Raw genomic sequence first — 12,493 nt, forward strand, 5'->3', positions numbered from 1 at the left:
CGGCAAAAAAAAGAGCCGCAGCGAGCGGCTCTCAGGAGTTTACAACAGGGAGGCGTCAAACGAGGCGGGAAGCCGCTTCGTCTATCCATCAGGCTGCCAACGCATCAATCTGGACCGGAATTAGTTAAACACCGGAAACCTTACCTGAAGATTAACCGGCTCTCGTCGTCGCAAGTTTTTCTCTATCTTTGCACCCGAACCCGACACGTGGAGATATCACGACTCATGACGATCCCCCAGGAAATGACAGCCGTCCTCCTCGACGGGTTCGGCGGTCCCGAAGTGCTGAAGACCGGAAAACGCCCGGTTCCGACGCCGGGGCCGGCCGAAATCCTGGTCGCGGTCCAAGCCGCCGGCGTCAACCGACCCGACGTCCTGCAGCGCCAGGGCGCCTATCCGCCGCCGCCGGGCGCGCCGGACTGGCCGGGGCTGGAGGTGGCAGGCACCGTGGTGGCGCTCGGCGAGGGCGCCAGCCGGCACAAAACCGGCGACCGGGTGATGGCGCTGGTACCGGGCGGCGGCTACGCCGAATACGCCACCGTCGCCGAGACCAACGCCATCGCGGTGCCGAGCGCTTTGTCGATCGAGGCGGCGGCGGGCGTTCCGGAAACCTTCTTCACCGTCTGGCATAACGTCTTTCAACGCGGCGGCCTGAAGGCGGGGGAGAGCTTCCTGGTCCATGGCGGCACGTCCGGTATCGGCACCACTGCGATCCAACTCGCCAAGGCGTTCGGTGCCACGGTCTTCGCGACGGCGGGCAGCGACGACAAATGCCGCGCGGCCGAACGGCTCGGCGCCGAGCGGTGCATCAACTATCGCAGCGAGGATTTCGTCGAGGCGCTGCGCGAGGCAACTGGCGGGCGGGGCATCGATCTGATCCTCGACATGGTCGGCGGGGACTATACCAACCGCAACCTGGCCGTCGCGGCCGAGGACGGCCGCATCGTCCAGATCGCCTTTCTCAAGGGGCCCGAAGTCCAGATCGACCTCAATCTGGTCATGCGCAAGCGGCTGACGCTGACCGGCTCGACGCTGCGCAATCGCTCCGTCGCATTCAAGGCGGCCATCGCGCGGGAGATCGAGGAGAAGGTTGGTCCGCTCTTTGCCAATGGCAAGGTGAAGCCGCTGATCGACTCGACCTATCCGCTGGCCGATGCCGCCAAGGCGCACCGGCACATGGACGCGGATCATGTCGGAAAGATCATCCTGACGATGGCGGCCGCCGGTCGATGAGGGGGCCGGTTGGAGCCGCTCCATCCTTGGACAGGCCGCTGGCTGAATGGTTCGTCGATGTCGGCGCCGGGGAGGGTCGGCGCAGCCGGAGAGGACGAGCGCGGAGCGCGCGCCGGCAGGCGAGGGACCGGGCTTCCAGATGATAGGTTTCGGCTCGTTCGGCATGGCCGTCAATATCGCCATCTTCGTGGCCTCGGCCGCGGCGATCGCCTATGCCGGCGTCAAGCTTTCGCACATCGCCGACGAACTGGCGGACCGCACGGGTCTCGGCGAGATCATCGCCGGCGCGGTGTTCGTGGGCGCCTCGACTTCATTGCCCGGTGCCATCACATCGGTGACGACGGCCTATCAGGGGGTTCCCGAACTTGCCATCGGCAATGCGCTCGGCGGTCTGACGGCGCAGACAATGTTCATCGCTGTTGCGGACGTGTTCTATCGGCGTGCCAATCTGGAGCACGCCGCGGCCACACCCGTGGGCGTCACCCAGGGTATCTTGCTGATCAGCCTGTTGACGGTGGCGCTGATCGCCTCGACCGTGCCGGAATTGTCGGTGGCCGGGGTCCACCCGGCGTCATACGTGCTTCCCGTCGGCTACGGTCTCGGACTTTTGCTGCTTCGCTCGGTTCACCAAAACGACCTATGGAAAGCCACCGTCACGCATGCGACGCCGGAAGAGACCTCCGATCCCTCCGAAAGCGATGAGGATCGGAGCAACACGCGGCTCTGGAGCCTGTTTGCGCTGTTCGCCGCAATCACCGCCGTCGCCGGGTATCTGATCGGACAGACCAGTATCGCACTCGTCGAGCTGACGGGTGTGTCCAGCACGCTGTTCGGGACCACTTTCACGGCGATCGCCAACTCGCTCCCCGAACTGGTTACCGCGGTTGCTGCCGTTCGTATCGGCGCGGTCAATCTCGCGGTCGGCGATATCATAGGAGGCAACGCCTTCGAGGTGCTATTTCTCAGCCTGGCGGATTTCGTTTCGCCGGGGTCCATCTATGTGGCGATGACGCCGCAGGATCAGGCGACGGCCTTGTTCGCCATGCTGATGGTCGCGGTGATCCTTCTCGGTATGTTGAAGCGTGAGAAGCAGGGTCTGTTCAACATCGGCTTCGAGAGCGTCGGCGTTTTCGTGCTGTATGTCCTCTCGGTGATCATGTTGCTGGTTTGAGGGCCTGCCCCGTCGCAATGGTCTCATCCCTGCGCCGGGCGCTGGCCCTGCTGCTCCGCTGGGTGGCGAGATAAAGGCTGGTCTCGCTGGCGACGATGCCGTCGATCAGGCGAAGACGCTTCAACGCCTCGTCGAGATCGGCCAGGGTTTCGGTGCCGAATTCGATGATCAGATCCCAACGCCCGTTGGTGGAATGGATCGTCTGAATTTCGGGAAAACCCCTCAGGCGAGACACGATTCGCTCGTTTCCCTTGCCTTCGATTTCGATGAGCGTGATGCCGCGAACCGGCCTGTCCGAGGCGTCGCCCTTCAGCACCACCGTGAAACCGAGGATTTCGCCATTGGCGACGAGCCGGTCCATGCGGGAGCGGATCGTGGCGCGGGCAACGCCGAGCTCCGCCGCCAGATCGGAAATCGCCATGCGCGCATTCCGGCGCAAGGCGCCGACGAGCCTCCGGTCGATGTCGTCCATTTCGGAAGTTTTGCTTGCCATTTTGCGAAGAAGAATACCCCTTTTGATCAGTTTTTAGCATTGTCGCCGCCATCCGATCCAGATCGAATTGCTGGACCTAATTCTTCCGGATCGCGACCCAGATGACATCTCAACGCTCCATCGCCCTGATCGGTGCCCCGGCTGACACCGGCGGTGCCTATGCCGGCTGCCTGATGGGGCCGGATGCCTTGCGGACCGCCGGCATCGTCGACGCACTCTCCGAGTTGGGGCATCGGGTGGAGGATCTGGGCAATTTTCACGCGGCCGCCGGCGAATCGAAGTCCCATGCCAACGCAACCGTTCACCATCTGGCGAGCTATGCCGCTCTGATCGCCATGCTCGGCGACGTCTGCGAAGTGTCGCTCGTCGGCGACCATCTCCCGATCTTCATGGGCGGCGATCATTCGATCGCGGCGGGAACCCTGCCGGCCATCGCCCGGCGGGCGAGACGGGAGGGCCGGGAGCCATTCGTGCTCTGGCTCGACGCGCATCCGGACCTGCACACGCTCGACAGCACCAAGAGCGGCAATCTGCACGGAACGCCGGTCGCCTATGTCACGGGGGCGCCGGGGTTCGAGGGGGCGGTTCCGGCCCTCGACGAGCCGATCCGGCCCGACAACATCTGCATGATGGGAATTCGCTCCGTCGACCCGGCCGAGCGCCTCCGCATCGTCGAGACCGGCATTATGGTCCACGACATGCGAGCGATCGACGAATTCGGCATCGCGGCGCCGCTTCGCAGCTTTCTCGACCGGGTACGGGCCGCGGACGGCCGCCTGCATGTCAGTTTCGATGTGGATTTCCTCGATCCCGAGATCGCTCCCGCCGTCGGCACGACCGTTCCCGGCGGCGCCACCTTTCGTGAAGCGCATCTGGTGATGGAGATGCTGCACGACAGCGGTCTGGTCTCGTCGCTCGATATCGTCGAACTCAACCCCTTTCTCGATGAACGGGGCCGCACCGCCAAGCTGATCGTCGACCTCGTCGCCAGCCTGTTCGGCCGGCAGGTCCTCGACCGCCGCACGAGGAGCTACTGACCATGACCGCCAAACCGCCGAAGAACATCAACATCGTACCGTTCGTCAGCGTCGACAACATGATGAAGCTCGTCCTCGGCGTCGGGGTGGAGACATTCCTGCGGGAACTGGCGGACTATATCGAAGCGGATTTCCGACGCTGGGATCTGTTCGACAAGACCCCACGCATCGCCTCCCATTCCGCCGAGGGCGTGATCGAGCTGATGCCGACCAGCGATGGCGAGGTCTACGGCTTCAAATACGTCAACGGGCATCCGAAGAATTTCAGGGAGGGCCTGCAGACCGTCACGGGGTTCGGCGTGCTGTCGCGGGTCGACAACGGCTATCCGGTGCTGCTGTCGGAGATGACGATCCTGACGGCGCTGAGGACTGCGGCGACGTCGGCGCTGGCCGCTAAATATCTGGCACCCAGGGGCGCCGGATGCATGGCGATCATCGGCAACGGGGCGCAGTCGGAGTTCCAGGCCATGGCCTTCAAGGCATTGCTCGGCATCACGAAGCTGCGGCTCTACGACATCGATCCGGCGGCGATCGAGAAGTGCGTGCGCAACCTCGCTGGCAAGGGCTTCGAGATCGTCCGCTGTGACAGTGCCGAAACCGCCGTCGAGGGTGCCCAGATCATCACGACGGTGACCGCCGACAAGCAATACGCGACCATCCTGACGGACAACATGGTCGGCTCCGGTATCCACATCAACGCCGTCGGCGGCGACTGTCCCGGCAAGACCGAACTGCACAAAGACATCCTGCTGCGCTCGGATATTTTCGTCGAATATCCGCCGCAGACTCGCGTCGAAGGGGAGATCCAGCAGCTCCCCGGTGATCATCCGGTGACAGAATTGTGGACTGTGATCGCCGGCGAGGCAGTCGGCCGGCGCGACGCGGGGCAGACCACCCTGTTCGACTCGGTCGGCTTTGCGATCGAGGATTTTTCGGCGCTGCGCTACGTGCGCGACAAGGTGGCGTCGACGACGTTCTTCGACCGACTCGACATGATCGCCGACCCGAATGATCCGCGCGATCTGTTCGGCATGGTGCTGCGAGCCGACAAGGCGGCGTAATTCCCGCCGGAAACTTTTAGAACACCAGGACCTTGTCGGCGGCCAGCGTGGCCTGGGCCAATTCGTTCATCGTGCTGCGTGTGGCGCCGTCGATCACCTCGTCGTCGGACAGGCCGCGCGAGTCCATGCAGGTGCCGCAGAGCAGCACCCGTCCATTTGCGCTGAGAACCCGGCGCAGCATGCGCTCCATGTTGTAATAGCCGTCGGGCGTCTTTTGCCCCTTCTTCGCGCAGACCACCGCGTCGGCCATCAGGAACACCGTCACGATTCCCTCAGGCTCGTGCTTGGCCAGCGCGTGGGCCATGCGCAGCCCATTGAAGCTGCGTTCGGTGCCATAGGGCGGGTCGTTCAGGATGAGAAGATGTCGCATGTCGGCTCACTCCGCTTGACCATCTCCTGGTTCGGCAAGACGCCGCGCCATCGTCCGGCGCGGCGCGGGCTCAAGGCTAAACGTTGCCGGATCGCTCTTTCAGTTCGGCAAGGACCGCGCGTATCCGTTTAGCGTTCACTCCCCGATCGAGGCGCCCGGTGCGCGAGCGCGAGCGGACGTCGACGACCGCGCCGTCGTCCGAAGGGGTGACGCGGATGATGACCTCGTCCTTGAAGTCGTAGAGGAAACTGCCGGCGACGGCTTCGATTTGGCCGTCCTCCGACTCTTCCGCGACGATTTCCCAGCCTTCGTCCTCGACAACAGCGCGAGCCAGGGCAAAGGCCTGATCAGGCGCGACCGTCAGCACCAGGGGCGCCAGATCGGGGTAGGCCTCGCGCTGCAACTCGGCGACCTTTCCGCCTGGATAGTCGGTCGGCTTGGGCATCTCCCAGAAAACCGGCGGATCCTCGATATCGGTGCTGACGTCGTTGATCGGCGGATAGGCGCCGGTGGCGTATTCCCATTGGACCGCCATCGCGACGACCGGCAGGGAGGCCGCCAGACCGAGAAGGCCTATCAGGAAGCCGCGTCGCCCGCCGCCCGGCCGCGATCGCGCGAGGCCGATGACCGAGAGCACGAGACCGAGCACCGCCGCATAGGCCGCATAGGTCGAGATGTTCAGCGCGGTCGTGACCTGCCACCAGTCATACCGGTAGCCGATGGCCGATACCGCGATCCCGGCGATCGCGCCCAGGCCGAGCGCGAAGCCGCCGAGCGCGGTTCGGGACCACGGTCCGTTGCCGCGGTGTCCTGTGGTCTCATTCATGCGTTGGTCCTTTGATTGCGTTGGCCGGCGCCGGGAGAACAGCGCGCCGGCGGCCGGTCGAGAGCCCTGCGGAGGTCGCGCCGATCACCGTCAATCCGTGCGGGGGCCGTCCTCGGCCCTTTCCCCGCGCCTTCGATTGATCGCGTAGCCGCTCGCCGGTCCCTTGACCGGCTGGAGCAGCATCCGGTCGAGCCAGAGATCGCGGCGGGTGCGGAACTGCTCGATGCCGATGGTCATCGCCTCGTGACCGTCACGGGGCTGCGCCCGGTAGGTGCCGAGCAGGCGGTCCCACCACGGCATGTTGAAGCCGAAATTGCTGTTGGTCTCGCTCGGATGGATGGAATGGTGGACCCGGTGCATGTCGGGCGTCACCATGAACCAGCGCAAAACCCGGTCGACGGCCAGCGGGATGCGGATGTTGCTGTGGTTGAACATGGCTGTGCCGTTCAAGAGCACCTCGAAGATCAGTACCGCCACCGCCGGTGGACCGAGCGCGGCGACGACCGCCAGCTTGATCCCCATCGACAACAGGATCTCGACCGGGTGGAAGCGCAAACCGGTGGTCACGTCGAATTCCAGATCGGCGTGATGCATGCGGTGCAGCCGCCACAGGGCGGGCACGGCATGAAACATCACGTGTTGCAGGTAGATCGCCAGGTCGAGCGCCAGAATCGCCACGATCACCGCGACCCAGGCCGGCACGTCGAAGACGTTGAACAGGCCCCAGCCTCGCTCTTCGGCGATCAGCGCCAGACCCACCGCGACGATCGGAAAGGTGAGACGGACCAGCAGCGTGTCGACGACGACAACGCCGAGATTGTTGGTCCAGCGCAAAAGGCGGGGGATTTCCCGCCGTCGCCGCGGCGCCGCGACCTCCCAGAGCGCCATGGCGAGGAGGATGCCGAGGAAGAGGGACACACGGATGATCGGTTCGTTTGCCAGAAGGGTCTCGGTCATGCGGCCATCCTTTGCGCGATTGGCTTGTTATATGATCCGCTTCGCATTACATTCAAACGAACCTTTGAATGATATAGTGAGAGCGTGGCAACGATGTCAATCGGCCCGAAGCAGGCCCTCTACGCGGAGTTCGCGGTGGTGGCGAAGGCGCTCGGCTCGTCTCATCGTCTGGAGATGCTGGAGCATCTGGCGCAGGGCGAGCGTAGCGTGGACGGCTTGGCCGCGCGGGTAAGGCTTCCGCTTGCCAATGTCTCGCATCATCTCCAGCAGATGAAGCGGGCCGGTCTGGTCGCGGCGCGGCGGGACGGCAAATTCGTGCGCTATCGTCTCGCCGACGACGCGGTGCTTGATCTGATGGCGGCGCTGTCGCGGCTGGGAACGCGAACCCTCGCGGAAGTCGCACAGATCCGGCGATCGTATTTCGACGCGCGGGACACGCTCGAACCCGTGACGCGCGGGGAGTTGATGGCCCGCGCAAGCGATGGCCGGGTCACCGTCCTGGATGTCCGCCCGGCGGACGAGTTCGCCTCCGGCCACCTGCCGGGCGCGATCAACGTCCCTGCGGGCGAGCTCGAAGCGCGGCTTGGCGAACTTGATCCGGGCCATGAAATCGTCGCCTATTGCCGCGGCCCCTGGTGCGTCTTTTCCTTCGAGGTGGTTGCCGCCTTGCGTTCGCGTGGACTGGTGGCCCATCGCCTGGAGGACGGCTATCCGGAGTGGCGTGCCGCAGGGCTGCCTGTCGAAACCGGTGCATAAGCGCCTCGCCGCCGTTTGCGTGCCGCCTCGGAGACCGTGAAAGGGTCCGGGCCGCCGGATGCCGGCGGCGATGGAGACCGAGCAAAGCGAACCCCGTTGATTTGGGTCAATCACCGCAAGTGCCTTTCGACCTACGGTGCCAAGGGCAAAGGCCTTCCAAAGGAGATCAACGGATGAAACGGATCGCGATCTTGATTCCGGCCGCCGCACTTTTGTTGTCATCGGCCGCTCAGGCCGCCGGAGACCTCAGCCGGGCGGACCCCACGGAAATCGTCATCGAAATGGGCGCATCAGGTGACAAGATGTATTTCAAGCCGGACAATATCGAGCTGGAAACCGGCAAGGCCTACAAGATCGTGCTGAAAAATGTCGATGAGGCAAAGCACGAGATCGAGGGCCATGAATTCATCGAGAAGATTTTCACCCGCAAGGTCGAGATCGCCGATCCGTCGGGCGGCCTGGTGGCCGAAATCAAGGGCCTCGTGACTGAGGTCGAGGTCGGACCCAATCGCGAAGCCGAATGGTTCATCGTGCCGGTTCAGACGGGCGAGAATATTCCCATCGAATGCGGGATCGAAGGGCATAAGGAAGCCGGCATGGTCGGCACGGTCACCATCAAGTGACCCTGTTGGCGGTTGTCTCGATGTGAGGTGACCGCCGCCCTTGCGTATGCCGTGGAAGGTTTCGGGGTTGCGGATCGGCCGGAACGGAGCGCCGCATTTTCCGTCAGGCGTCGGCTGGCCGCAAATCCGCTGTCGGTGATCGGCATAGCGGCCCGGCGTGCTCGCTTCCGGTGCAACCGCATCGTCGTCACAGGCGAACGACCGGCTGTTGCTGCCGCCCGTGCCGTACCGATCCTCCGATCCCGATAATTCGTTTCGATTTCCTTGCGTCGCCGCGGTGAGGCGCCTATAAGAGCGGCCGAATTCCCGGACATGTGGTTGAACATCCACGGCTTGCCTCCCGGGGCAGGCACTAAGGAGGATTGTATTCGTGGCACAGCAATTATTGATGCCGAAGGCGACGGCCGTATGGCTCGTCGACAACACCTCGCTGTCCTTCGAACAGATCGCGGATTTCTGTACGCTGCATCATCTGGAGGTCAAGGCGATCGCGGATGGCGAATCAGCGCAGGGCATCAAGGGGCTCGACCCGATCATGACCGGGCAGCTATCGCGCGAGGAGATCGAGGCGGCGGAACAGGACCCCAATCGCAAGCTGAAGCTGGCGACGCCGAAGGTCCGTGTGCCGGAAACCAAGCGCAAGGCGCCGCGCTACACGCCCGTCTCCAAACGCCAGGACCGGCCGAACGCGATCCTCTGGCTGGTACGCAACCATCCGGAGCTGAAGGATCCGCAGATTTCCCGCCTAGTCGGCACGACCAAGAACACCATCCAGCAAATTCGCGATCGAACCCATTGGAATTCCGCCAATCTCCAGCCGATGGACCCGGTGACGCTCGGTCTTTGCACGCAGATCAATCTCGACCTGGAAGTCGAAAAGGCCTCTCGCGGTATCGTGCGGCCGGAAGAACTGGCGGAAGAAGAGCGGCTGTTGTCGGCGTCGCAGACGCAGAACTGGGGCCGCGGCGAAACAGCCGCCGAGGACGAGGAACTGGATGCGGCCGCGGTGTTCGCCAAGCTCACCTCGATGCGCGGCAGCGAATCTGAGGACGGCGAGGAGCAGGGCTGACGAAAGGCCCTCAGGCCCAGCGGCAGAACGATGCGGCGTCGGAGCAATCCGGCGCCGTCGCTTTATTCCCATCACGGAAGCTTGGTGTCAGTCCTCTTCCGCGACATTCACCGTATAGTTGAGGCCAAGACGGCCGCCATCGGCATAGATCGTCTGGCCGGTGATATAGCTGGCATCGTCGGACGCCAGGAATGCGGCGATCGCCGCGATCTCCTCGGGCTCGCCGATCCGCCCCAGCGGCGTACGCGACAGGATGCGCCGCGAGGCTTCCTTGTCCTCGGCCACCGCGCGCAGCATGTCCGTCATGATCGATCCGGGACCGATGGCGTTGACGCGAATGCCGTGCGGCGCCAGCGACAGCGCCATCACCTTGGTCAGCTGATTGATGCCGCCCTTCGAGACCGAATAGCCGACCTGGTCGGCAATCGCGAAGACGGCGTTGACCGACGACATGTTGACGATCGCGCCGGGAGTGCCGCCGGCCTTGACCTTTTCGACCAGATGACGGGCAACCGCCTGGCCGCAGAGGAAGGATCCCTTCAGATTGATGTTCAAGACGCGGTCGAACGCTTCCTCTTCAAGGTCGAGGAAATCGGCCTTGTGAACGATCCCGGCATTGTTGACCAGGATATCGACGTCGCCGAACTGGTCGAGAGCGGTGGCGAGGAGGTTGTGGACGTGCAGCCGGTCGGCGACGTTGCAGACGATCGAGCGGATCTCGCCGAGGTCACTCAGACCATCGGCCGCCGCGGCAGCCGCCTTTTCGTCGACGTCGGCGATGACGACCTTGGCACCTTCCTCGATGAAGCGGCGGGAAATCGCGTAGCCGATTCCCTTGGCGCCGCCGGTAACGATCGCGACCTTGCCGTTCAGGGCCATGGCGCTTCTCCTTTTGCTGCATCGGCCGCGAACCGTGCGAAACGACGCGATTGAACGCGCCTCCATAGCAGATGCGAATGGAAAGGGCAGGGCGGAGGTTTTCCCTCGATGTCGGCCGTTCAGCCATTACCCTTGAAGCCGGGATACAGCGTCATGCCGCCGTCGAGGAAGATGGTCTGTCCGTTCAGATAGTCGGCCGCGTCGGAGACCATCCAGGCAACGGCGCGGCCGACGTCGGTCGGCTCGCCGATCCGGCCATAGGGAATGAGCTCGAGCATCGCGTCGCGATCGTTCTCGCGCTCGTCGGCGTTGATGGCCGTCGCGATGGCACCGGGTGCGACCGAATTCACGCGGATCTTTTCCGCCGCGACCTCTTGGGCGATCGAGCGCATGAGCATGTCGATGCCGCCCTTGGAAGCGGCGTAATTGGCGTGGAAGGCCCAGGGCACGGTCTGGTGGACGGAGGAGACGAAAACCAGCTTGCCAAGCGCCGGACTGACATCCTCCCGCGGTCCTTTACCGCGGAACCGCCGGACCGCCTCCCGCCCGACCAGGAAAGCGCCGGTCAGGTTGATGCCGATCACCGCGTTCCAGTCGTCGAGGCCCATCTTCGCGATCGGAGCGTCCTTCTGCATGCCGGCATTGGATACGACGATGTCGATGGGTCCGAGGCGCGTCTCCGCCTCATCGAACATGGCGATTACGTCGGGCTCGCTGGAAACGTCCGCCGCGATCTTGAAGGATCGCCGTCCCATGGCCTCGATATCCACGACGACCGCTTCGGCGTCACGCTCCGAGTCGTGAAAATTGATGACGACGTCCGCGCCCGCGCTTGCCAGTTCCCTGGCCGTTCCGGCGCCGATCCCGGATGAGGAACCGGTCACGATGGCGGTCTGCCCCGCAAGGTGGAGGCCCTTAGAAGATGCCATTGGGATCCTCCAGCATCTGGAATTCGAAATAGTTCGGATCCTGCTTGTCGCCGTTCAACGCCCGATCCAGCCAAATGGCTGCGGAAATCAGCGAAAGATGCGTCAGGCCTTGCGGGAAATTGCCCAAATGATCGCCGGCCGACGACAATTCCTCGGAATACAGCCCGAGATGATTGGCGTAGGTATGCAGTTTTTCGAATAGCAACCGGGCCTCGGCGACGTATCCAGTCCGCGCCAACGCCTCGACATACCAGAAGGAGCAGATGGTGAAGGCGCCCTCTTCCCCCTCGAGGCCGTCGTGGTTCTCCTCGGTGTTGATGTAGCGCTTGACCAGGCAGTCGTGGACGAGATGGCGTTTGACGGCCTTCAGGGTCGATGTCCACATCGGGTCGCGCGGGTTGATGAACTTGACCAGCGGCATGAGCAGCACGACGGCGTCAAGCGCCTTGCTGCCCTTGAACTGGGTAAAGGCGCCCATGTCCGGATCCCAGAATTCCTCGAGGATCGATTGTTGAATGAGATCGCGCTGTTCGCGCCAGCGAATGATATCGGCGGGCATCGACTGGTCGTGGGCGATCCGAAGGCCGCGATCGAGCGCCACCCAGCACATCAGCCGGGACGACAGAAACTCGTGCGGCTCGCCCCGGCTTTCCCAGATGCCCTTGTCGGGCAGTTGCCAATTGTCACAGAGCCAGTCGAGAATGCCGGAGAGCTTTTTCCAGACGGAATAGGCGGGCTTTCCGCGAGCCTTGGACGCGATATAGACCGCATCCATGAACTCGCCGTAGATGTCCATCTGGCGCTGGCTGTAGGCTTCGTTGCCGATCCGCACGGGCTGTGAGCCGAAATAGCCGTCGAGATGATCGAGATCGGATTCCGGCAGGTGCTCCGAGCCGTCCATGCCGTACATGATCTGCAGACCCGACTCGCCGGTTTCCACGGCGCGGACCATGAGGAAATGGACGAAGGCCTCCGCTTCGTCGTAATAGCCGAGGCGTGACAGGCTGTAGAGTGTGAAGGCGGCATCGCGCACCCAGGTGAAGCGATAGTCCCAGTTGCGCTCGCCGCCGATCACCTCGGGCAGGCCGA

14 protein-coding genes are annotated in these 12,493 nt (G+C 63.7%); 7 read left to right on the forward strand and 7 right to left on the reverse strand.

From position 1 onward, the window contains the following. Nucleotides 1-225 precede the first annotated feature (225 nt). Nucleotides 226-1,233: an NAD(P)H-quinone oxidoreductase gene (locus MJ956_RS03700; protein WP_423724791.1), complete on the forward strand. Its 1,008-nt coding sequence runs from the start codon at nucleotides 226-228 to the stop codon at nucleotides 1,231-1,233. Nucleotides 1,234-1,372: 139 nt separating this feature from the next. Then, a complete protein-coding gene (locus tag MJ956_RS03705) occupies nucleotides 1,373-2,404 on the forward strand; it encodes a sodium:calcium antiporter (RefSeq protein ID WP_253963128.1) in 1,032 nt (343 codons plus the stop codon). On the opposite strand, the gene MJ956_RS03710 is transcribed toward MJ956_RS03705, so the two are convergent. Further along, a complete protein-coding gene (locus MJ956_RS03710) occupies nucleotides 2,388-2,876 on the reverse strand; it encodes an Lrp/AsnC family transcriptional regulator (protein ID WP_253963129.1) in 489 nt (162 codons plus the stop codon). The genes MJ956_RS03705 and MJ956_RS03710 overlap by 17 nt on opposite strands. Before the next feature lie 194 nt (nucleotides 2,877-3,070). On the opposite strand from MJ956_RS03710, the gene rocF reads away from it, so the two are divergent. Together rocF and MJ956_RS03720 are read left to right on the forward strand one after the other, a co-directional pair. Continuing rightward, on the forward strand, nucleotides 3,071-3,934 hold the full coding sequence (rocF, locus tag MJ956_RS03715; RefSeq protein ID WP_253963143.1) for an arginase: 864 nt from the start codon (nucleotides 3,071-3,073) through the stop codon (nucleotides 3,932-3,934). Nucleotides 3,935-3,936: 2 nt separating this feature from the next. After that, on the forward strand, nucleotides 3,937-4,995 hold the full coding sequence (locus MJ956_RS03720; RefSeq protein ID WP_253963130.1) for an ornithine cyclodeaminase: 1,059 nt from the start codon (nucleotides 3,937-3,939) through the stop codon (nucleotides 4,993-4,995). Between the two features lie 16 nt (nucleotides 4,996-5,011). Here MJ956_RS03720 and MJ956_RS03725 read toward each other — a convergent pair whose 3' ends face one another. From MJ956_RS03725 to MJ956_RS03735, 3 genes are all read right to left on the reverse strand, one after another. Continuing rightward, on the reverse strand, nucleotides 5,012-5,365 hold the full coding sequence (locus MJ956_RS03725) for a DsrE/DsrF/TusD sulfur relay family protein (protein WP_253963131.1): 354 nt from the start codon (nucleotides 5,363-5,365) through the stop codon (nucleotides 5,012-5,014). Between the two features lie 76 nt (nucleotides 5,366-5,441). Then, nucleotides 5,442-6,191: a DUF1499 domain-containing protein gene (locus tag MJ956_RS03730; RefSeq protein ID WP_253963132.1), complete on the reverse strand. Its 750-nt coding sequence runs from the start codon at nucleotides 6,189-6,191 to the stop codon at nucleotides 5,442-5,444. Between the two features lie 90 nt (nucleotides 6,192-6,281). Continuing rightward, a complete protein-coding gene (locus tag MJ956_RS03735; RefSeq protein WP_253963133.1) occupies nucleotides 6,282-7,148 on the reverse strand; it encodes a sterol desaturase family protein in 867 nt (288 codons plus the stop codon). Nucleotides 7,149-7,241: 93 nt separating this feature from the next. On the opposite strand from MJ956_RS03735, the gene MJ956_RS03740 reads away from it, so the two are divergent. The 3 genes from MJ956_RS03740 (at nucleotide 7,242) to MJ956_RS03750 (ending at nucleotide 9,596) form a co-directional block, all read left to right on the forward strand. Next, nucleotides 7,242-7,904, forward strand: coding sequence for an ArsR/SmtB family transcription factor (locus MJ956_RS03740; RefSeq protein WP_253963144.1), 663 nt, complete (start codon nucleotides 7,242-7,244; stop codon nucleotides 7,902-7,904). 173 nt (nucleotides 7,905-8,077) lie between these two features. After that, nucleotides 8,078-8,527, forward strand: a complete 450-nt coding sequence (locus MJ956_RS03745; protein WP_253963134.1) for a cupredoxin domain-containing protein — start codon at nucleotides 8,078-8,080, stop codon at nucleotides 8,525-8,527. A 370-nt stretch (nucleotides 8,528-8,897) separates the two neighbouring features. Then, nucleotides 8,898-9,596 carry a DUF1013 domain-containing protein gene (locus MJ956_RS03750; RefSeq protein WP_253963135.1) on the forward strand — a complete coding sequence of 233 codons (699 nt, stop codon included), beginning with the start codon at nucleotides 8,898-8,900 and terminating at the stop codon, nucleotides 9,594-9,596. A gap of 87 nt (nucleotides 9,597-9,683) precedes the next feature. Here the strand turns inward: MJ956_RS03750 and MJ956_RS03755 are convergent, their stop codons facing one another. The 3 genes from MJ956_RS03755 to MJ956_RS03765 all read right to left on the reverse strand — a co-directional run. Next, the gene (locus MJ956_RS03755) at nucleotides 9,684-10,475 is read right to left on the reverse strand and encodes an SDR family NAD(P)-dependent oxidoreductase (protein ID WP_253963136.1); all 792 of its coding nucleotides are present in this window, start codon (nucleotides 10,473-10,475) and stop codon (nucleotides 9,684-9,686) included. A gap of 119 nt (nucleotides 10,476-10,594) precedes the next feature. Beyond that, nucleotides 10,595-11,404 carry an SDR family oxidoreductase gene (locus MJ956_RS03760; RefSeq protein ID WP_253963137.1) on the reverse strand — a complete coding sequence of 270 codons (810 nt, stop codon included), beginning with the start codon at nucleotides 11,402-11,404 and terminating at the stop codon, nucleotides 10,595-10,597. Beyond that, the coding region (locus tag MJ956_RS03765; protein WP_253963138.1) for a glycoside hydrolase family 15 protein at nucleotides 11,391-12,493 on the reverse strand (1,103 nt) is incomplete at its 5' end. The genes MJ956_RS03765 and MJ956_RS03760, both read right to left, overlap by 14 nt.

Origin of the sequence: Aurantimonas marianensis (genome assembly GCF_024195285.1) — a bacterium.
GTDB classification, from domain to species: Bacteria; Pseudomonadota; Alphaproteobacteria; order Rhizobiales; family Rhizobiaceae; genus Aurantimonas; species Aurantimonas marianensis.

Coding starts and splice junctions, on each gene's coding strand:
- MJ956_RS03700 (WP_423724791.1), top strand. CDS start 226: ATGACGATCCCCCAGGAAATGACAGCCGTCCTCCTCGACGGGTTCGGC.
- MJ956_RS03705 (WP_253963128.1), top strand. CDS start 1,373: ATGATAGGTTTCGGCTCGTTCGGCATGGCCGTCAATATCGCCATCTTC.
- MJ956_RS03710 (WP_253963129.1), bottom strand. CDS start 2,876: ATGGACGACATCGACCGGAGGCTCGTCGGCGCCTTGCGCCGGAATGCG.
- rocF (WP_253963143.1), top strand. CDS start 3,071: ATGGGGCCGGATGCCTTGCGGACCGCCGGCATCGTCGACGCACTCTCC.
- MJ956_RS03720 (WP_253963130.1), top strand. CDS start 3,937: ATGACCGCCAAACCGCCGAAGAACATCAACATCGTACCGTTCGTCAGC.
- MJ956_RS03725 (WP_253963131.1), bottom strand. CDS start 5,365: ATGCGACATCTTCTCATCCTGAACGACCCGCCCTATGGCACCGAACGC.
- MJ956_RS03730 (WP_253963132.1), bottom strand. CDS start 6,191: ATGAATGAGACCACAGGACACCGCGGCAACGGACCGTGGTCCCGAACC.
- MJ956_RS03735 (WP_253963133.1), bottom strand. CDS start 7,148: ATGACCGAGACCCTTCTGGCAAACGAACCGATCATCCGTGTGTCCCTC.
- MJ956_RS03740 (WP_253963144.1), top strand. CDS start 7,242: ATGTCAATCGGCCCGAAGCAGGCCCTCTACGCGGAGTTCGCGGTGGTG.
- MJ956_RS03745 (WP_253963134.1), top strand. CDS start 8,078: ATGAAACGGATCGCGATCTTGATTCCGGCCGCCGCACTTTTGTTGTCA.
- MJ956_RS03755 (WP_253963136.1), bottom strand. CDS start 10,475: ATGGCCCTGAACGGCAAGGTCGCGATCGTTACCGGCGGCGCCAAGGGA.
- MJ956_RS03760 (WP_253963137.1), bottom strand. CDS start 11,404: ATGGCATCTTCTAAGGGCCTCCACCTTGCGGGGCAGACCGCCATCGTG.